Source organism: Neobacillus vireti, from assembly GCF_001026695.1.
Lineage (GTDB): Bacteria > Bacillota > Bacilli > Bacillales > Cytobacillaceae > Neobacillus > Neobacillus vireti.
The window spans coordinates 316,540-335,746 of sequence record NZ_LDNB01000012.1 but is presented as its reverse complement, the minus strand read 5'-3'; the positions used below and the strand labels follow the sequence as shown (position 1 = coordinate 335,746).

Annotated in this window: 23 protein-coding genes; 3 read left to right on the top strand and 20 right to left on the bottom strand. The window is 39.0% G+C overall.

Annotated features, from left to right (window positions below):
• Positions 1 to 103: 103 nt before the first annotated feature.
• The 11 genes from ccsB to AA980_RS14605 form a co-directional block, all read right to left on the bottom strand.
• Entirely contained in the window at positions 104 to 1,291 is a 1,188-nt protein-coding gene (ccsB, locus tag AA980_RS14655) for a c-type cytochrome biogenesis protein CcsB (RefSeq protein ID WP_024026773.1), read from the bottom strand.
• Complete coding sequence (gene resB / locus AA980_RS14650; protein WP_024026772.1) at positions 1,292 to 2,914, bottom strand: cytochrome c biogenesis protein ResB; 1,623 nt, start codon at positions 2,912 to 2,914, stop codon at positions 1,292 to 1,294.
• Between the two features lie 21 nt (positions 2,915 to 2,935).
• Positions 2,936 to 3,460: a thiol-disulfide oxidoreductase ResA gene (gene resA / locus AA980_RS14645; RefSeq protein WP_024026771.1), complete on the bottom strand. Its 525-nt coding sequence runs from the start codon at positions 3,458 to 3,460 to the stop codon at positions 2,936 to 2,938.
• Between the two features lie 99 nt (positions 3,461 to 3,559).
• Positions 3,560 to 4,297 carry a 23S rRNA pseudouridine(2605) synthase RluB gene (rluB, locus tag AA980_RS14640; RefSeq protein WP_024026770.1) on the bottom strand — a complete coding sequence of 246 codons (738 nt, stop codon included), beginning with the start codon at positions 4,295 to 4,297 and terminating at the stop codon, positions 3,560 to 3,562.
• A 217-nt stretch (positions 4,298 to 4,514) separates the two neighbouring features.
• Complete coding sequence (locus tag AA980_RS14635) at positions 4,515 to 5,051, bottom strand: spore maturation protein (RefSeq protein ID WP_024026769.1); 537 nt, start codon at positions 5,049 to 5,051, stop codon at positions 4,515 to 4,517.
• 6 nt (positions 5,052 to 5,057) lie between these two features.
• Positions 5,058 to 5,645: a nucleoside recognition domain-containing protein gene (locus AA980_RS14630; protein WP_024026768.1), complete on the bottom strand. Its 588-nt coding sequence runs from the start codon at positions 5,643 to 5,645 to the stop codon at positions 5,058 to 5,060.
• On the bottom strand, positions 5,638 to 6,783 hold the full coding sequence (locus AA980_RS14625) for a D-alanyl-D-alanine carboxypeptidase family protein (protein ID WP_024026767.1): 1,146 nt from the start codon (positions 6,781 to 6,783) through the stop codon (positions 5,638 to 5,640). Before AA980_RS14625 ends, AA980_RS14630 begins: the two co-directional genes overlap by 8 nt.
• Positions 6,784 to 7,096: 313 nt before the next feature.
• Complete coding sequence (locus AA980_RS14620; protein WP_024026766.1) at positions 7,097 to 7,993, bottom strand: superoxide dismutase; 897 nt, start codon at positions 7,991 to 7,993, stop codon at positions 7,097 to 7,099.
• 192 nt (positions 7,994 to 8,185) lie between these two features.
• Positions 8,186 to 8,605, bottom strand: a complete 420-nt coding sequence (locus tag AA980_RS14615) for a hypothetical protein (RefSeq protein ID WP_024026765.1) — start codon at positions 8,603 to 8,605, stop codon at positions 8,186 to 8,188.
• 99 nt (positions 8,606 to 8,704) lie between these two features.
• On the bottom strand, positions 8,705 to 9,292 hold the full coding sequence (gene scpB, locus AA980_RS14610) for an SMC-Scp complex subunit ScpB (protein WP_024026764.1): 588 nt from the start codon (positions 9,290 to 9,292) through the stop codon (positions 8,705 to 8,707).
• 18 nt (positions 9,293 to 9,310) lie between these two features.
• Positions 9,311 to 10,051 (bottom strand): segregation/condensation protein A, encoded by a 741-nt coding sequence (locus AA980_RS14605; RefSeq protein WP_024026763.1) that lies wholly within the window; start codon positions 10,049 to 10,051, stop codon positions 9,311 to 9,313.
• Between the two features lie 206 nt (positions 10,052 to 10,257).
• Here AA980_RS14605 and AA980_RS14600 point away from each other — a divergent pair, with 206 nt between their 5' ends.
• Together AA980_RS14600 and AA980_RS14595 are read left to right on the top strand one after the other, a co-directional pair.
• The gene (locus tag AA980_RS14600) at positions 10,258 to 10,344 is read left to right on the top strand and encodes a YjcZ family sporulation protein (protein ID WP_034723143.1); all 87 of its coding nucleotides are present in this window, start codon (positions 10,258 to 10,260) and stop codon (positions 10,342 to 10,344) included.
• 180 nt (positions 10,345 to 10,524) lie between these two features.
• Positions 10,525 to 11,034 carry a DUF309 domain-containing protein gene (locus AA980_RS14595; RefSeq protein ID WP_024026762.1) on the top strand — a complete coding sequence of 170 codons (510 nt, stop codon included), beginning with the start codon at positions 10,525 to 10,527 and terminating at the stop codon, positions 11,032 to 11,034.
• 27 nt (positions 11,035 to 11,061) lie between these two features.
• Here the strand turns inward: AA980_RS14595 and AA980_RS14590 are convergent, their stop codons facing one another.
• On the bottom strand, positions 11,062 to 11,412 hold the full coding sequence (locus AA980_RS14590; protein ID WP_024026761.1) for a GNAT family N-acetyltransferase: 351 nt from the start codon (positions 11,410 to 11,412) through the stop codon (positions 11,062 to 11,064).
• Positions 11,413 to 11,894: 482 nt separating this feature from the next.
• On the opposite strand from AA980_RS14590, the gene AA980_RS14585 reads away from it, so the two are divergent.
• Positions 11,895 to 12,758, top strand: coding sequence for a DUF1002 domain-containing protein (locus tag AA980_RS14585; protein WP_024026760.1), 864 nt, complete (start codon positions 11,895 to 11,897; stop codon positions 12,756 to 12,758).
• 39 nt (positions 12,759 to 12,797) lie between these two features.
• Here the strand turns inward: AA980_RS14585 and lysA are convergent, their stop codons facing one another.
• The 8 genes from lysA to spoIIAA all read right to left on the bottom strand — a co-directional run bounded on the left by lysA (position 12,798) and on the right by spoIIAA (position 19,079).
• Complete coding sequence (gene lysA / locus AA980_RS14580) at positions 12,798 to 14,102, bottom strand: diaminopimelate decarboxylase (protein WP_024026759.1); 1,305 nt, start codon at positions 14,100 to 14,102, stop codon at positions 12,798 to 12,800.
• A 153-nt stretch (positions 14,103 to 14,255) separates the two neighbouring features.
• On the bottom strand, positions 14,256 to 15,737 hold the full coding sequence (locus AA980_RS14575; protein ID WP_024026758.1) for a spore germination protein: 1,482 nt from the start codon (positions 15,735 to 15,737) through the stop codon (positions 14,256 to 14,258).
• A complete protein-coding gene (locus tag AA980_RS14570; protein WP_024026757.1) occupies positions 15,688 to 16,299 on the bottom strand; it encodes a stage V sporulation protein AE in 612 nt (203 codons plus the stop codon). Before AA980_RS14570 ends, AA980_RS14575 begins: the two co-directional genes overlap by 50 nt.
• Before the next feature lie 89 nt (positions 16,300 to 16,388).
• Positions 16,389 to 16,814, bottom strand: coding sequence for a stage V sporulation protein AB (locus AA980_RS14565; protein WP_024026756.1), 426 nt, complete (start codon positions 16,812 to 16,814; stop codon positions 16,389 to 16,391).
• Positions 16,801 to 17,424 (bottom strand): stage V sporulation protein AA, encoded by a 624-nt coding sequence (locus tag AA980_RS14560; RefSeq protein ID WP_024026755.1) that lies wholly within the window; start codon positions 17,422 to 17,424, stop codon positions 16,801 to 16,803. The genes AA980_RS14565 and AA980_RS14560 overlap by 14 nt, the downstream gene beginning before the upstream one ends.
• A 92-nt stretch (positions 17,425 to 17,516) precedes the next feature.
• Positions 17,517 to 18,275, bottom strand: coding sequence for an RNA polymerase sporulation sigma factor SigF (sigF, locus tag AA980_RS14555; protein WP_024026754.1), 759 nt, complete (start codon positions 18,273 to 18,275; stop codon positions 17,517 to 17,519).
• Positions 18,276 to 18,287: 12 nt separating this feature from the next.
• On the bottom strand, positions 18,288 to 18,728 hold the full coding sequence (gene spoIIAB, locus AA980_RS14550) for an anti-sigma F factor (RefSeq protein WP_024026753.1): 441 nt from the start codon (positions 18,726 to 18,728) through the stop codon (positions 18,288 to 18,290).
• On the bottom strand, positions 18,729 to 19,079 hold the full coding sequence (gene spoIIAA, locus AA980_RS14545; RefSeq protein WP_024026752.1) for an anti-sigma F factor antagonist: 351 nt from the start codon (positions 19,077 to 19,079) through the stop codon (positions 18,729 to 18,731).
• Positions 19,080 to 19,207 lie beyond the last annotated feature (128 nt).

Below are 19,207 nucleotides of genomic sequence, written 5' to 3'. Positions count from 1 at the left end.
GACAAAGGCAAAAATCAACAATAAAATATTTTCCTTTTTTGATAAAAAGCCTTCACTTATCAGAAAGTGAAGGCTATATGGTTAAAGTTAGTTCAGCCGGAAATTAAGAACCAGCATAGGAATGCAGACCTGCAATAATCAGGTTAACGGCAACAAGGTTAAACATAATAATAACAAAACCGATTACAGCAAGCCATGCCGATTTTTCTCCGTGCCAGCCTTTGGAGAGACGAAGATGCATAAAGGCAGCATAGAATAACCAAGTGATTAATGCCCAAACCTCTTTCGGATCCCAGCCCCAGAACCTAGACCACGCCATTTGTGCCCATATCATCGCAAAAACCAGCCCTCCGAGAGTAAATACTGGGAAACCAATTAACACAGATCGATAGCTAATTTCATCAACAAAGTCGAGATTAATGTTTTTCACGAAGGGTTTTAGAGCAGCGGCAATCCGCTTCCGTAAGACCAATCTAATAAAGCCGTAAAGGACTAAACCGGCCATTAATGACCAAATAACGGTATTTAATTTTTTCGCATTAATGATTGCTGGCATTTCGACAAGCGGTTTAAAGCCCTCATTAGTCAGTAATTCTCCCTCATTTGGTCCGGTAAGTGCAGGCATGGTGTATTCCATAACATTCACCTTCCCATGTTTATCCGTCCAATTAAATTTTTCGTGATATCCTGTGGCAGAAAATACTGTTGAAACGACAACAAATCCTAGTACCGCCACTAACGAAAACATCACTACTTCCAGCCAAAAATTTCTCTTGTTCGATTTTGTTTGATCAATCGCCTTGACTAGATAAATCACACCGGCTGCAAAACTAATTGCCAAGATGGCTTCTCCAATTGCTACCGTTGTAACATGAATATGGAGCCAATAACTTTGTAACGCTGGAATCAATGGAGAAATATCTTTTGGGAACATACTAGCATAGGCGATAACTAAAAGGGCCACAGGCATTGTAAATAATCCAAGCAAAGAAGTCCGATAAATAAAATAAATAATAATGAACGCACCTACAAGCGCCATCCCAAAAAACGTTGTAAACTCAAACATATTACTTACTGGAGCGTGTCCTGCTGCAATCCATCTAGTAATAAAATATCCTAGCTGCGCAATAAAACCAACAATTGTTAAAGCTACAGCAATAACACCCCATTTGTTAGTTCCTTTATTTTCATTAAGCTCCTTCTTTGATTTTATCGCTCCCCCATAGAATGGGGTTGCAACTAAATAAAGAATAAAAGCAATAAACAGTAAATTACTACTTAGTGCTGCCAACTAATTCCCCTCCTTATCCGACTTTTCATTTTGATGCTGATCTTCTGGGATGTTTAGTTTTGTATCCCTAAGAACCTTTTCAATCTCTTGTTTCAGTCCATACCAATTTTTGTTCGTGTGTGCCGCAATCCAGATCTGCCCATCTTTTTGTTGGATCCAAATTCGACGATGGTTCCAGTAGGCGCCTTGGATAACGCCAATCATGAATAGAATTCCACCCAAAATAATCGCCCATAATGTTGAATCCTTGCGAACGATAAATCCTGAGGTATTCTTGGTTTCAATCCCCTTAAATGCCATCTTATATGTATTATCGCCAAACGGCTCAATTGTCTGCTTGATGGCAACAAAACTCGTCTCACCCTCTGGCTTTTCAGGGGAAATCATTTGAAAGACAAAAGCTGGATTATTGGGTACTCGCGTTTTCGTAGACGGCTCGCCGTCTTTGGCGAATTCAAAGTCTGGAAAATAATTAAGAATTTTCACTGCATAGCCATTTCCAAGATCATACTTTTCCTTTGGATCTTGAAGATCAATTTTCAGTTCACCAACGGATTGGTTGGTGTTTTTATTTAACAAGAAAAAGCTCATCGCTTTTAGCTCACTTCTATATGAGGCCTGAAAAATCGAATAACCCTCAAAGGTTAATGGGTGATTCACACGTACCTTATATTCTTTCACCTTCTTAAGTTCAGGTTTTTCCCCTGGAAGATTATCGCTAACCCGTTTATAAAGGACGACATTTGATTGGTAATTTTTCACCACATCACCAGCACGTTCTAGAGCTTTTTCAAAGGTTTTATTTTGATCTTTATCATAATGCTGCAAAATAAATTGGTTATTTTGCAGATAAAATCTGTCTCCTGTTTCAGGAACAGCAGCGGTTTCCCCCTCTTTCACCCACAAATTCTCATTCACATACATCCCCGGTATAAAACGGAGCATGCCTCCGAACAAGAAAATAATTAAACCAACATGGTTTACGTACGGGCCCCAGCGGGAAAATCGACCCTTTTCCGCCAATAAATCGCCATTTTCTTCGCGAACATGATAGCGTTTTTCTTTTAAGTGTTCCTTCACTAAATGTAAATCTTTATCCTCTATTCCGGTATTGGTTCCAAATAAACGCTGGCGCTTGAGAAATCCATCATTCCGTGTTACTCTTTGCGCTTTTAACGCCTTATATAAAGGGACTACTCGATCAAGACTACAAATGACGAGCGAAATTCCAATCATCGCTATTAATAATAAATACCACCATGAGCCATATAAATCATGTAATCCCAACTGGTAGTATAATTTCCCAAACCAACCGTACTCTTGTTCATAAAACACTTCCGGCGGCAGGTCAATATACATTTTCTGCGGAAGGACTGTTCCTAAAATCGAAGCAAGTAAAGTAATGATAATCAGCCAGACGCCAACCTTTACAGACGAAAAGAAATTCCAGATTTTATCAATAATCGTTTTATTATAGGTTTGTGATCGACGCGCACTGCCTTCGTAGCGCATATCCAGTAATTGATCTTTGTTTTCCCGCTCATCCAATATCTTACCGCATGCTTCGCATAAAACGGTTCCATGTGGATTCACGTGCCCGCATTCACATTTCACATCTTTCATTCTAAAAAACTCCCTGCAACCTTAAGGTTTAATTTTCTCCATAAATCCCCTAATCTTATTTTCAGTCAGCTCGCCTTTATGATATTTTACGACTTTGCCATCTTTATCAATTAAAAATGTTGCTGGCAGCGGGTCAATACCATACACATTCATGACATCCTTATTAGTGTCAATCATAATTGGGAAATCAAGCTTGAGGCGATCTGCAAATTGATTTACAGCGAGTGCGGATTCATCGATATCAACCGTTAATACCTGAACTCCTTTGTCTTTATATTGATGGTATTGATTATTGATATAGGGCATTTCCTTTTTACAAGGAGGACACCATGTTCCCCAAAAATTCAGGAATACTCCCTGTCCCCGATAATCCGAAAGACGATGCTTGTTTCCCTGCATATCAACCAAGGCAAAATCAGGCGCCATTTCACCAACAGCCACTTTTTGTTTATTATCTTTTGTAAAATTCGCATAAAGTGAATAGGCAACGGCAGCACCTAATACCAGTAAAATGATTGTCCTCATTACCAATCGCCGTTTTTTCAAGAAATATCCCCCCAGTGAATCTCCTGTCACAGTTTGTCTAAATTATATCATTTTACAATATCGATATAGTGTTAATGGAAGAAACTAAATGTGACGATTCTATGAATTTTTTTTAGATTTATCACTTGCTAACGCCCTAAGCTGCTTTACTTCATGCGGAGTCAGTTCCCTAGCTTCGCCAGCTTTTAAACCGCCCAATGTTAGGAATCCATATCGTTCACGCTTTAATTTCACCACCTCATGGCCGATCGCTTCAAACATCCTTCTAACCTGCCGATTCCTGCCCTCATGAATACTAATCTCAACTATTGCTGTTTGTTTCTTCTTATCTCCAGAAAGCATTTTCACTTTGGCCGGTGCCGTTTTCCCGTCCTCTAACCGAATTCCTTTTTCTAGTTTTCTTAAGTTCTCCCTTAAAGGAATTCCCTTGACTTTTGCAACATACAGTTTTTCAACTTCATTGCTAGGATGTGTCAGTAAATTGGCAAATTCCCCATCATTCGTTAACAGCAATAATCCCGATGTATCATAATCCAGGCGCCCAACAGGGAAAATTCTTTCTTGATAGTTTGAAAAGAAATCTGTAACGACCTTTCGCCCTTTATCGTCACTGACACTTGAAATGACCCCTCTTGGTTTATATAAAAGAAAATAGACAGGCTCTTCTTTCTCAATTTGAATTTCATTTACTTCAATCTTATCGGAAGAAGTAACCTTCACACCCAGTTCCGTAACGACCTTGCCATTAACCTTTACTCTTCCATCTTTTATCAGTTCCTCAGCTTTTCTTCTGGATGCAATCCCAGCTTGAGCAATCACTTTTTGCAATCTTTCCATTTAGTTCACCTCAAAATTTTTCCGAATATGCAAGTTTGGCTCTTTTTCACACTACATTATTAATGGGATATCTTCTATTTACCCTCATAGCCTTTTCACCTTACTATCCTAATGAATTATGACACAATTTCTCCACTTTTCAAAGTAACGGCATTTTTATTCATAAAGAAAAAAAGTAAGCTCCCCAATTTAGAGAACTTACTTTCATGTTTTATCTTTATTTTGTTCCAAATATTAGGACCACCACGACAATGGCAGCAACTATTCCGACTAAATCAGCAAGCAGCCCGACTTTAAGGGCGTCGCCCATTTTTTTAATTCCGACTGCTCCAAAGTAGACGGTTAATACATAAAAGGTCGTATCCGTACTTCCTTGTAATACTGATGCCAGACGGCCAATAAACGAGTCCGGATGATGGACGGCTATTAAATCGCTTGTCATTCCAAGTGCGGCTGTTCCGGAAATCGGTCTAATGATTAATAATGGTACAATTTCTGCCGGCACTGCAAGTGTATTCATTAAGGGGTGAATCCAATTCATTAAGGCGTCCAATGCACCAGAGGCGCGAAAAATGGAGATTGCTACCATCATCCCGACGAGAAACGGGATGATCGATACCGCTATTTTTATCCCCTCTTTTCCACCTTCAACAAAGCTTTCATAGGTTGGCACTTGTTTAAATGTTCCATATAATAGAATAAACCCGATTAAAAAAGGGATAAACGTTAACGAAATTACCGAGATTAGCTGCATACTTTATCATCCTTTACGGCTTCTGCGATAATAAAAATAACGGTCAATCAGAATAGCCCCTATTGCCGATATGATCGTGGCAATGATAGTTGGTACGACAATTTCAGTAGGCGAGGCTGATTTATAGTTCATCCGAATCGCAATGACAGTAGTTGGAATAATTGTTATGCTCGCAGTATTTATCGCCAAAAAGGTGACCATCGACCTGCTCGCAGAATTCTTCCCGCCATTTAATTTCTTTAGTTCTTCCATCGCTTTAATACCAAGAGGTGTAGCCGCATTTCCCAAGCCAAACATATTAGAAATCATATTCGATAAAATATAGCCCATCGCCGGGTGGTTCGTTGGAACTTCAGGAAAGATGATTTTTACAAACGGGCGAAATAATTTAGACAGTCGTTCAAGCAGGCCGGACTCCTCAGCAATCCGCATCATTCCAAGCCAGAAGACAAGGACACTAATTAAACCGATACAAAGCGTGACTGCTTCCTTCGCTCCATCGAATATTGCTTTGTTCACTTCCTCCATTGTTCCATTGAACAGCCCAAAGATAATCCCTACTATCGCCAAAAACACCCAGATATAATTAACCATTAGCGTTCACACCGATGACTGCAAGGAAAATTTCTTTAAAAAAGTGAAAAAATCCTTTCTTCTTTTCAGGCTCGTTTTCATAGTAAATCGGGGTTTCCTCGACCACCCTGCCATCTAAATAAACGGCTGCCTTGCCAACAATTGTTTCGTTTTTCTTCGAAGATAACCACTTTTTATCAGGCTTGGATAACTTAAACTTTACAGAAAACAAGTCTGTTTCATCGCTAGTTGCAGGGTACAAAATAGGTTCTTTTACGTACAAATGATTTTCATAATCATTGTTTTTGCCTATATCAACTTTCCCCTTTGATACTACTTCAATCATGTCGAATCCTTTAAACCCATTTTCATACATGGAAATATGATCATTCCAGTCATCAGGCCCATTTAAGGTTACAGCAATCAAACTCATGTCCCCTTTAGTGGCGGTTGTGACCAGCGTCCTTTTCGCCCGTTTTGTAAAGCCTGTTTTCCCTCCTGTACAATACTTATATTTTGTCAGCAGGCGATTTTTATTTTTCCATTCACGGTCCCAATTTTCAGTTGGATTTGGAGCATGATATTCCTTAGTGCCGGATATCTTTTGAAAAGTCTTATCTTTCATGGCATAGCGCATTAGGATGGCCATATCATAGGCAGTTGAATAATGATCTTCATGATCATCAAGTCCATGAGGATTAGCAAAATGTGTATTATACATTCCAATTTCCTTCGCCTTTTGATTCATTAAAAAGGCAAAGCCATCGACACTCCCGCCCACATATTCGGCAATCGCTACAGCCGTATCATTTCCAGACCTTAGCATCAATCCATATACGAGATCGTTCAGCTTGATTTTTTCACCTGGTTTTAAATAAACAGATGACCCTTCTGCACGGGTTGCTTTTTCACTTACCTTAACCTTTTGATTCATTTTCCCTGATTCAATTGCGAGAATGGCGGTCATAATTTTTGTTATACTGGCAATTCTCCTTTTTGTGTGGGCATCTTTCTCAAACAGGACACGGCCAGATTGCTGTTCGATAAGGACAGCACTAGCAGCACTTACTCCAAGGGAAGCATCCACCTTTTGAGGAATGTTTACAATGAATAATGAGACCATGAGGAAAACAATTACTAACTTTGAAATCATTCTCATCAGATTTACCTCGTCCCCTTCTTTACTGATTTATCCTTGTACAATTTTATGCGGGACAAGATCTAATATGCCTAAAATAAAAGCGGAAGCGCCCGTTTAGCGGCGTATGGACTGGAGCGCTTCGACTGAGATAAAGGAAACACGGAGAGCGGAGCGATCCGATGTTGACTTATCGTAGGGAAAAGAGCGAAGTCCAATAGCCGCTGGGCACTGAAGCTGGAGAATTCTCAAAGTTCAATGTGATAAATCCAATTGTACTAATAACGAAAGCATCCGACGGCTGTCGAATGCTTCTATTAGGAGCTATCCATTTTTAAAGTGCCGGCCATTTAATATCGGCTGCTTTTTCAAATCTCATTTCAACATCATGCCAATTAACGATATTCCACCATTTGTCCACGTATTCTGCCCGGTTGTTTTTGTATTGAAGATAATAGGCATGCTCCCAAACATCGAGGGCCAGAAGTGGGATTGTGTCCCACTGGGTCAGAAGCATATGCCGTTCCGATTGTAATACCTCTAAATGCCTTGCTCTTGGTGACCACACTAAAAGGGCCCAGCCAACGCCTTCCACTTGTTTAGCTGCTTCTGAAAAATGTTTTCTAAAAGCGGAAAAGCTGCCAAAATATCGATCTATTTCTTCTTTTAGCAGGCCACTTGGCATTCCACCGCCATTTGGACTCATGTTTTTCCAAAATATCGCATGAAGATAATGTCCTGACCCGTGAAAGGCAAGCTCTCTAGACCAATGCTTTACTAATGAAAAATCATTCGTCTCCCTTGCTTCCTTTAGTTTAAGCTCAGCTTTATTTAATCCAGTAACATACGCCTGGTGGTGCTTTTCATGATGCAGTTTCATTATTTCTTCTGAAATATAAGGCTCTAATCCGTTATATTGATAAGGAAGCTCTGGGAGGGTATGGCCTCCCGGTGGAATATGTTTTTCAATTACCCAAATGGCTCCTATCCCTTTTTCTTGTTTTCTTTTAAAATAATCTTCTAAATGTTCATGGATATGCTCAGCTTTTGTTTGAAGGAATAGGAGCTCCTCATTTGATAACTCACGATTTGTGCTTTCAATCAATTCGGCAAAATCATCAAGCTTCTCCCATAGCTCAGATTCCTGACTAACCTTCTCAGAATTTAAAAACTGTTTCATTTGCTCATTCCACTCAAACAGTTCATTGACATAACGACTAAAGCGATCCATCTTACCCCTCCATACCTTCACAGTATTACCGGTTGAATTTAAGTAGTCTACCTAAATGGTATGAAAGCTGCGCTTTTTTAGAACGGATAAAAGGCTGCCTGTTAAAAAAGGACAGCCTTTTCGGAAGATTCATTTATTCGATAAAACTTATATGGAATTCCTGCCTGTTTCGGGCTGATCTGCTATCCCTCATTATTTAGGCTGCATGATGAATTCAAGCGGCGAACGGAGCTGGTAACCTTTATTTTGTGTTAAAGCTAGAAATATTTCAGGCAGTTTATCAAAATTAATATCTTGAAAATATGAAGCAAATTCATGCTTGGAATTGATATAGAGGCGTTTCCGCGCGCGCAAACCAGGATTTTTCAACAGGCAGACAAGTGCTACGATATCCTTGAACTGAACCTCATTTCCGTCTTGAACCATGATTGGGTTTTCTTGATACGGAGTAAACTCCTGGTAGATTTCATCAAAATAGCGAACATAAAGAACGTGTAGCGTTTTTTCCTCGCCGTCTTCATTGAACACTACCACACTGCGGTTAAAAAAGTCCTCCGAAGTATTTGATTGTTCCTTTTCTAATTCAAACCCTTTACACTCTTTAATTAGCAACTTAATCCCGCTCCTTATCGAAATCTCCATTACTGACAGTAAAAACCAGTTTAAAACTATATACTTATTTTAGCATAAATTTTGATTGCTGAATGAAGATTAAGAGTTAATCGTTTCTTGAAACTTAGAAAAGAATAAATCGGCTTCCTCTTGAATAAATTCATCTTCCACTTTTTCGGGAAGCTCTGGAAGTTCTTTCAAGCTTTTTAGACCAAAATAATCGAGAAACTCTTTCGTTGTCCCATATAGATAAGCTCTGCCGGTGCCTTCCGCCCGGCCAACATCTGTTATTAACACTTTTGAAAGCAGTGTATGTAATGGCCGCTCTGTTTTCACACCACGAATTTCTTCAATTTCCGCCCTAGTAATCGGCTGTTTATAGGCAATGATTGCCAGCGTCTCTAAAGCAGCTTGCGACAAAGTCGATGTATGCGGGGAATCTAACAGCTTCTTTAAATAATCCGCATTTTCTTTCTTGGTTGCAAGCTGATAAGTACCTGCCAGCTGAATAACCATAATTCCTCTTTTGTCATCACGATCATATTCTTGTTTTAAATCCTCAATGATTTCACTTGCTTTTAGCTCATCTACATCTAATACCTCTGCTATTTGCTTTAGCGAAAGCCCCTCATCACCAGCTGCAAATAAAAGGCTTTCGAGAATGCTCGACCAATTAATAATATCCAACTAAATCTGTCCTTTCCTTTAAACCGCTTCTACATAAATATCTCCAAAGTTTTCTTGCTGAAAGACATCAATTTCTTTCCTTTTGATTAGCTCCAAAACGGCCAAAAAAGTAACAACTTTATGCCCTTTGGCGGGAAAGGAAAATAAATCATTAAAATTCTTCCGGCCTTTAAGCTGTTTTAAGTCATCCATTATTTCCGTCATTCTTGTTTCAATTGATATTTCATGGCGGGCAATTTTAGTCGCCATGGGGCGCTTTAATTTCTTCCGTCGTAATAATTTTTGAAAAGCAGCCAGCATATCATAAAGAGAAACATTTAACTCTGATTTTCCAGGCTGAAGGTCCTTTGCAAAATCAGATAAGTCACTTGGCGGTTTTGTATACATTAAGCCGCGTTCTTCTTCCATTGATTTTAAATCATGTGCCGCCTCTTTATACTTCCGGTACTCTATTAAACGCTCAACAAGCTCGTCCCTTGGATCATCCTCATAGGACATTTCCAGATCCTCTTCAGCGAAAACCTCTTCATTCTTTGGTAAAAGCATTTTACTCTTAATCGCAAGCAATGTAGCAGCCATTACCAAAAATTCACTTGCAACATCTAGTTTAAGCTCCGTCATTGTTTTAATATAGATTAAATATTGTTCGGTAATTTGAGCAACTGGGATATCATATATATCAATTTCGAGCCGGTTAATTAAATGGAGCAGCAGATCTAGCGGCCCCTCAAACGCATCAATTTTCACCTGATACGGCATAATCTCTCACCAAAATTCTAAAAAATTTAATTCATTACATATTTACTGCGACTATAAATAGTATAGAGGATTCAATTGGGTTATCCAATAGAAAAATAACCCTACAAGGGCTTTATTAAGAAAACGTGATGTTTGCCCATACAATGGACAATTCTCTTACATATGATGACAAAGAAAAGAACAAAAACCTTTAGGAGGTAATAAATATGGATGGCGGTTTCGGAGCCGGATTTGCATTAATCGTTGTTCTATTCATTTTGTTAATTATCGTTGGGGCTGCTTGGGTCTATTAAGATCAAAAAAGAAGAGTACCTGCGAAAGCCAAGCTTTATGGGCGAAACGAAGAGTAGAACTTGTAGGGACCCGTCATCCTGACGGGTTTATTTTTATTTTCAATTTGTGGTTGCCTTCTTACCTAGGAACTCACTCGGGTGTGATAAACTGGATATAAACCGCTTTATTAGGGGGATTATATGTATCCGCAAGAATATATCCAATTTTTAACCCATTTTCATGGTGACAGAGATTATTTTGAGTGTCATGAAGTCCTTGAAGAATTATGGAAAAAGACAGATTCCGGCAACAAAGATTCCAGCTGGGTCGGTCTAATTTTATTAGCCGTTTCTACCTATCATCACCGTAGAGGTAATTTTAAAGGGGCGAAACGAACGGTAGAAAAAGCGTTAAAGATTTTTGAAACTCCAGCCAATCTTGGTTTAGATATACCTCGTCTTAACTCTTTATTAAAAGAACGGTTAGCGTTAATTGAAACAGAAACTGCTTATACCAGCTTTGAATTACCAATCTGTGACCCTGTCTTATTAGGTGTATGTAAAAAATCCTGCGCCAGAGCTGGATTGGTTTGGGGGCAAGAAAGTGACATTACGAATTTGAGCCTCATTCATCGCCATAAACTAAGGGACAGAACAGACGTTATCCGCGAACGTGATCAATCATTAAAGATGCGAAAAGGCAGCGAATAAATTTTGCTCGCTGCCTTTAATGTATTTCTAGCAAAAATCACACTTTTCGATAAATCCAGCTGTATTTTCATTTGCGATAATTTCTTTATCGGCATACATTTCTTTCAAGGCTTTGACCATCCGTTTCCCAACCCCTTGAAAACGATGGGAAGGATTAACGGAAATATGCTGAATTTCAAGGGAATTTGTATCCTTATGATATAAGACACCAAGAAGACCAATAATATCTTCTTCTTTCCAAAGAAAAAGCTGCCAATCCTCTTCAGATTCATATTCCCTCATAGTTTGCTGGAGCTTCTTTAAGTCCTTTTCATTCGGCATAAAGGACAATAAACCCATTGCAATTTTTTCGAATGTTTTCTTATAACGAATTAACATTTAGATCCCTCATTATATCAAATAAACCGATGAAATCCCTGGTTTAGCAATAGTATATTTTTTCTAAATAAATCATTAATAAACCTTATTCATTATATGAAGTGGAATTTATAATGTTTCTCTAATCACAATCATACATAATAATTGGTAAATCATCAATTAATAATCTAGCTATGGTTAGGTCCAATAAAAATCCAGTAGATAATTCCCCAAATAACGGATAGCCCGATTAGTATGCTAAATAAGATCCAGTTGTTTCTTTTCATTCAAAACTTTCCTCCAACAAGAGTTCTTCTGTCCTTCATTCTACACCATATATCAGAAATAAGCTATTTTCTCTTACAAAATCTGCATTTCAATCAGGAAAGTTACTAAAACTATGAAACTTCGAGGTTAAAATATACGTTTATATTATTGGTTTCGGTTATATTAATAAATGAACACTCTTTTGACTAGCATGAGATGATCCAAGGAGGAAAACAATGAAAAAAGTACTTATTATGCTAATTACCACTTTTATGCTCGCAGTTCCTATCCGGGGCTGGGCCGACATGGCTGAAGGCGACATGATTGTAACTCTAGGTGAAAATTTAACAGCAGAGCAAAAAACCAAGTTATTATCAGAAATGGGAGCACCGGAGGATGTTCAAATTGTTACGGTCTCCAATCAGGAAGAACATCAGTATTTAGGGAAATATGTAGCCAAATCTTTAATTGGCACTAGGGCCATCTCATCCTCAGCGATTACCATGGCACCAAAGGGTTCCGGGATTACCGTTAAAACAAAGAATATCAATTGGGTTACTGATGAAATGTATGTGAATGCCCTGATTACCGCGGGAGTCAAGGATGCGGACATTTATATTACTGCACCAGTAACTGTTTCTGGAACCGCTGCATTAACTGGACTTATTAAAGCCTACGAAATTTCAGCAGACAAAACCATCCCTGAGGAAGTTAAACAGGCGGCAAACCAGGAGATGGTTGAAACCGCCAAATTGGGCGATTCTATCGGTGATAAGAATGCTGCGGCATTAATTGCCAAAGTAAAAGAAGAAATCGCCAAGAATAAGCCGAAAAATGATGAGGAATTACGAAATATCATTGATCAAGCCGCTAAGGATTTAAACGTTAAACTGAGTGATAAAGAAATGCAGAGACTGATTGACTTTTTTAATAAGCTTAAGGATTTGAATATCGACTGGAAACAAGTAAGCGATCAGCTGAACAAAGCAAAAGACCGTATTTCAAAATTTCTACAATCTGAAGAGGGACAAGGTTTTTTTGAAAAAATCAAGCAATTCTTTATTTGGCTGATTGATGCGATTAAATCTCTCTTCTCTTAAATTGTTGAAAAAAGCTGCCGATTTTCTCGGCAGCATTTCTTATTTGAATGGTAAATCAAGTCTTACAATGTCCTCATAGGTCTCTCTTTTTACTACAAGAGTGGCTTTCCCGTTCTCTACAAAAACAACAGCAGGACGCGGTATACGGTTATAGTTGTTTGACATCGAATAGCCGTAGGCACCAGTACAAAACACTGCAAGTATTTCCTCTTCCCCTGTTTCTGGCAATGGTAAATCCCAAATCAGCATATCGCCTGATTCGCAGCATTTTCCAGCAATCGAAACTGTCTCTTTCGGCTGTGCTAAAGGTTGTTTTGCTAGAACTGCTTCATATTTTGCTTGGTAAAGGGCCGGTCTAATATTATCACTCATTCCGCCATCAACAGCTAAATATTTCCTAACACCAGGGACATCTTTTGAAGAACCTATCTTGTATAGCGTAATACCCGCATCTCCGACAAGCGAGCGGCCTGGTTCAATCCATATTTCCGGCATTTTCAAAAAGAAACGTTCAGTCAAATTTTTAACTTCTTTAATAATTTCGCTTACATATTGTGAAGGAGGGATTGGTGCATCCTCTTTTGTATATCGGATACCAAAGCCGCCGCCCAAATTTAAGACTTTCGCTTCGAAGCCATGTTCCTTTTTCCAGATTGCCATTTGTTCTACAATTTTCTTTGCCGCCAATAAAAAACCTGTTGTTTCAAAAATTTGTGAGCCAATGTGACAGTGCAATCCAAGGACATCAAAATAGTCACATTGAAGGGCTGTGATTAATGCCGTTCCTGCTTGACCATTTTGAAGGTCAAAACCAAATTTAGAATCTTCCTGCCCGGTTAAAATGTAATCATGAGTATGGGCCTCTATTCCCGGAGTTATCCGTAATAGTATGTTTACTTTAGCGTTTTTCTCTTGGCAAATAGATTTTAAGAGTTCCATTTCGAAAAAATTATCGACAACAATACAGCCGATTCTGTTATCCAATGCCATTTCCAATTCTTCTTTACCTTTATTGTTTCCATGAAAATGAATTCTTTCAGGCGGAAATCCGGCAGCTAAAGCTGTGTATAATTCTCCTCCTGAAACAACATCAAGTGATAAGCCTTCCTCTTCTGCCAGCTGCACCATTGCCACAGTCGAAAAGGCCTTGCTTGCATAAGCTACTTGAGAATTTATGTTTTGCTCTTCAAAGGCTTGCTTAAACCCTCGAGCACGTTCCCTCATTAATGCTACATCATAAACATATAGTGGAGTTCCAAAATCCCGAGTTAATTCTATTGTATCGACTCCGCCGATTTCCAAATTTCCAGCTTTATTCACACCTGTTGTTCCGTTATAATACATTTCCTTCCCTCTCTCCGCAACGACTCACAGTCTTAAAAGATAATAAATAAATAATAGACAGAATCCGCAAAAGAAACTGCCTATTTAAAATCCTTTATTTAATTAAAATACTTTAGCATAACAGTGGAAAAACCGCAATTATTTCTTATGCTTTTATCCTTTAGGCGGCTGTCGGAAGCGGTTCCTTGGATGAACAATACTCGGTCTTAAGTAAGACCCGGGGATTGCTCTGCGGAAGACGATTTGTAAGAATCCCTTTGGCTCAAATGGAAGAAATGGCCAAAAATAAGGTGTATTAAGGGCCCGCATATGAACAATAAATAGAAATAGCAATGTGCCGCCAATGACAAAGCCTGGCAGATGAAATGCTGCTGTCACAATCAAAAGCAGCATTCTCGAGATCTTATTGGCCACACCTAACTCATAGCTTGGTGTGGTAAATGTACCGATACCGGCTACCGCAACATAGAGAATAACCTCAGGAACGAATAAACCAACATCAATCGCAATTTGTCCAATCAATACCGCAGCAATTAAACCCATTGCTGTTGATAATGGAGTTGGCGTATGAATGGCAGCCATCCGTAAGAATTCTATCCCAAAATCAGCTAATATTAGTTGAATGACAACTGGTATATTTGTTTGCTCATTCGGCCCAATAAAGGAGAGTTTTTCTGGTAACATACTAGGTTCTAACACAAATAACATCCATAACGGAAGCAGAAATATCGACGTAAACACACCTAAAAAACGAGTCCAGCGTACAAAAGTACCTGCCGCCGGTGATTCCCGAAATTCTTCCGCATGTTGGACATGATGGAAGAAGGTTGTCGGCGTGATGATCACACTTGGAGAAGTGTCACAATAGATAATCACATGACCTTCTAATAAATGTGCAGCTGCTACATCCGCCCGTTCCGTATATCTTACAATCGGAAATGGATTCCATCCCTGCTTTACAATAAACTCTTCGAGCGTTTTATCGCCCATCGGGATTCCATCAACATCGATGGCCTTTAATTCTTTTCGAAGAATATTGAGTAAATCTGCATCAGCAACATCTACTAAATAACCGAGTGCAACATCCGTTTTCGAACGTTTCCCCACCTTTAACATTTCAAAGCGGAGCCGGCCATCACGAATTCTCCTTCTTGTTAAGCCCGTATTCAAGACAATATTTTCGACAAAGCCATCACGGGCCCCTCTGACAACCTTCTCTGTATCTGGCTCTTGAGGAGATCGTCCTGGATAGCTTCTTACATCGATGATAAAAGCAGTACTTTCCCCTTCCATTACGACGGCGATTAATCCAGACAGGACCTGATCAACAACTGTATCAAGCATTTTCGTTTGTTCAACGGATTGATTCACAAGCCGATTTTCAATCACCTTAAATAAATCTGTTGACAGTTTTTCATGATCATTGATATCTACTAATTCTTCAATCAGTTGAATAATATAAAGGGTATCACATAAACCATTTACATAATAAATGTGGACATCCTTTTTTAGAATCTTTAATTTCCTGACCCCAATATCAAAACTGACGCCAAGCCCTGCACGCTGTTTCATATAGTGCTCAATTTCATTGACTGATTCGGGGATTGGCCATTTTTGGTCCTGTATTTGTGTCAAAAAAACCACTCCTTTCAAGTATTAGCTGGACCGCTTTTTTCGTGATTGGTGAACCGACTTTGTAAGAGTCACGCCTTGCCATTTTTCCGATATCACCAATTCCAACGATGAGCGGAACATCCAATTCATCAAGACAGTAAACGGTATCTCCATTTATTCTCCCTGGTTCAAGTTCCTGTATACCAAATTTATCTACACCATTTGGGGTTAACACCCCGTCCCGGTCGATACTAACGTCAATCCTTGTCCATTCCTCATGCCTTGATTTTGCGGCAACTGCTATGACGCCTAAGACCTCGATTTCATCATGAAAAGCTACATATTTCAATGCGTTTTCACCAGCACCCTCTCCAACAATCCCGCTATCGTCAAACATCACCAATACGGGATCGTGTGGAGCCTTTTTTATTAAATGGACAAGTTCCGGACCCGTTAATTTGGACGGATTTCCTTGAGACCTTGAAATACAGCGTCCGCCAATTTCATGCGCCACATGCTCAATCGCCTTTTTAGCATATTCATCACCGTCAGTAACTAAAATGACACGCCTCCGAATACTCATCCTTTGATGTCCTTTCTTATAAAAGCGTTACCGCCCAATCAGTGATGTCTACAAGTCGCTGGGCGCTTGCGCTAGTCCATTTCAAAGTCTTAATGATGAACAAAATAGAGCCATTGAAAAATCGAGCCAAATATTTTCCCTAAAACAATTGCCATAATGAGGATAACTATTTTACCTTCCAGCCGAATCCTTTTGGCAAGGATGGGCAGAACATTTAATACCTCTGTAAGAGCGGCTGCCAGCATCCCAACAAAAACCCCTCCAGTGATTCCTAAAGGGATTAGTACAATGGGTGAGATATATAAAACTGGGTCTCTTAGACTGGCGAATACCCCTATAAGTGCACCGAAGACCACTGCCCATTCATACTGTTGAATCATTTTCATTGTTTTAGTCAGCTGCGTCAGCCTAGGAATAATTCCAAGGACGGTAAGAAAAGCAACAAACCCGGAGCCTACGGCCAATCCACTAGCAAATCCAAAAAAGCTAACGGCTAGAATTTTAATCGTTGTCATTCGTCTTTTTCATACTTTCTTTATTTTCATGGATAATGACGTAATTATCTAAATCCAGCTGATAATTAAACATTTCTACTTCTAGTGGACTCGGTTCCTCGTTTAACCTTTTTTTGAATACATGATTAAAAAACAGAATCATTCCAAGACCTAAACCAAGAGAATAAGGGATTTGAAAAAGAAATGGTTTTGCCTCTTTCTTCCCCGTGATAATGGTATATATTTTTTCCTGTACACTTCTCATACTGACATCATCATGAAAATTCATAATCGCCATCGCTGAACCAAAAAATAACAGAAACCATATTAACAGAAAAAAAGGAATGGAAACTCCTTTTTTCTTATAGGTTACTTCGATGATGGTTTGTGCAGGTCCAATCGTTTGAATTTCCAGTTCTTCAAACCTAGCTGTAATCAAATTAATAACCTTCATGACATCAATAATGACAATATTTCGATCCGTTTCGGTTAACTGATGGACCATCATTAATTTTAAATTTGGGAGCACAGCTTCCGGGGCAATAATTTGGGCAACATCCTTTAGCAATACTTTTTCATCCGGCTTAGATTGAACACGATTCCGCATGCGAATGTAAATTGTTTTTTCCAAAACATTCACTTCCCACACAATTATTTCCTCGTATAAGTAGTATGGATAATAAGCCTAGTTTTCATGTAAAACAATTGAAAAAACCGTATGGATTAGAGATCCATACGGTCCTTCATTTGTTGTAAAATTTTTTTTTCGAGCCTTGATACTTGAACCTGAGAAATCCCGAGCCTTAGAGCAACCTCAGACTGGGTCTGGTCCTTATAATATCTTAAATAAACGATTAGTCTTTCTCGTTCATCCAATTCCCGAATCGCTTCTTTTAATGCAATTTTATCAAACCATTTTCCCTCATTGCCATCATCAATTTGGTCTAATAACGTAATTGGATCACCATCATTTTCATAAACCGTTTCATGAATGGATGAAGGTGTTCTGCTTGCTTCCTGTGCAAGGATCACATCCTCCGGCGAGAGCTCCAAATACTCTGAGATTTCGTTAACAGTTGGAGTTCTGCCGAATGTCTTTGATAACTCATCCTTCGCTTTCCTGATTTTGTTACCCATCTCTTTCAGTGAGCGGCTGACCTTTACGGTTCCATCATCACGGATAAAACGCTGGATTTCCCCAATAATCATCGGTACCGCATAAGTAGAAAACTTTACATCGTAGGAAAGATCAAATTTATCGACTGATTTTAACAACCCAATACAGCCAATTTGGAATAAATCATCGGGATCATATCCCCTGTTAAGAAAGCGCTGGACAACGGACCAGACAAGACGCATATTTTTTTCAACAATTAAATCTCTTGCCTCTTGGTCCCCGTCTTGACTCTTTTTAATAAGTTCTTTAACCTCATGATCCTTTAGAAACGGTTGACTTTTTTCGTTCTTGACCTCCACATCCATCGGCAAGTCTCCTTAATTGCAAAGCATTTTGCTCGAATTTAAATGCTTCCGTAATTTAACCTCGGTTCCTCGACCTGGCTGTGTGAGAACCTCTACTTCATCCATGAAATTCTCCATGATGGTAAACCCCATACCGGATCGTTCTAAATCCGGTTTCGTTGTAAATAATGGCTGACGAGCTTCTTCCACATCGGCAATACCTTTTCCACTGTCTCTTATTGTCATATTAATCAAACTGTCCTCAATTGAAACTTGGATATAGACAATTCCACTTGGATCATTCTCATATCCATGAATGATCGCATTCGTCACTGCTTCGGAAACCACCGTCTTTATTTCGGTTAGCTCATCCAAAGTAGGATCAAGCTGGGCAATAAATGCCGCAACGGTTACACGGGCAAATGATTCATTTTGACTTAGAGCACTGAATTCGAGACTCATTTCATTCTTCATTCAGGCGACCCCCAATCTTTGCAATGCAAATTCCTCAGTCGGTTCCATTTTGATAATCTTAAATAAACCGGACATATCGAATAATCTTTGTATTGCAGGGGAAATTGCACAGACGACCATTTCACCGTGCACCTGTTTGATTTGTTTGTATCTTCCTAAAATAACTCCTAATCCTGAGCTATCCATGAAAGAAAGCTGTTCCAGATTCAAGACAATATGACGGATATCATTTTTTTCAATAATCGCTGTCGCTTTTTCACGAAGGGTATCCGCTGTATGATGGTCTAATTCACCACTTAAGCGAATAAGTAAAACGTCATTTTTGGTTTCCAATTCAATGTTAAGACTCACTATCCATAGGCCTCCTTAATCTGGTATAGTGAGTCAATTCGCTTCGCTTACGAGTATTTCCTTCTATAAATACAAAACTAGTTGTAATTCGCTAAAAGAAGTGGACTTTTTCTCAGTTTCGACAATAA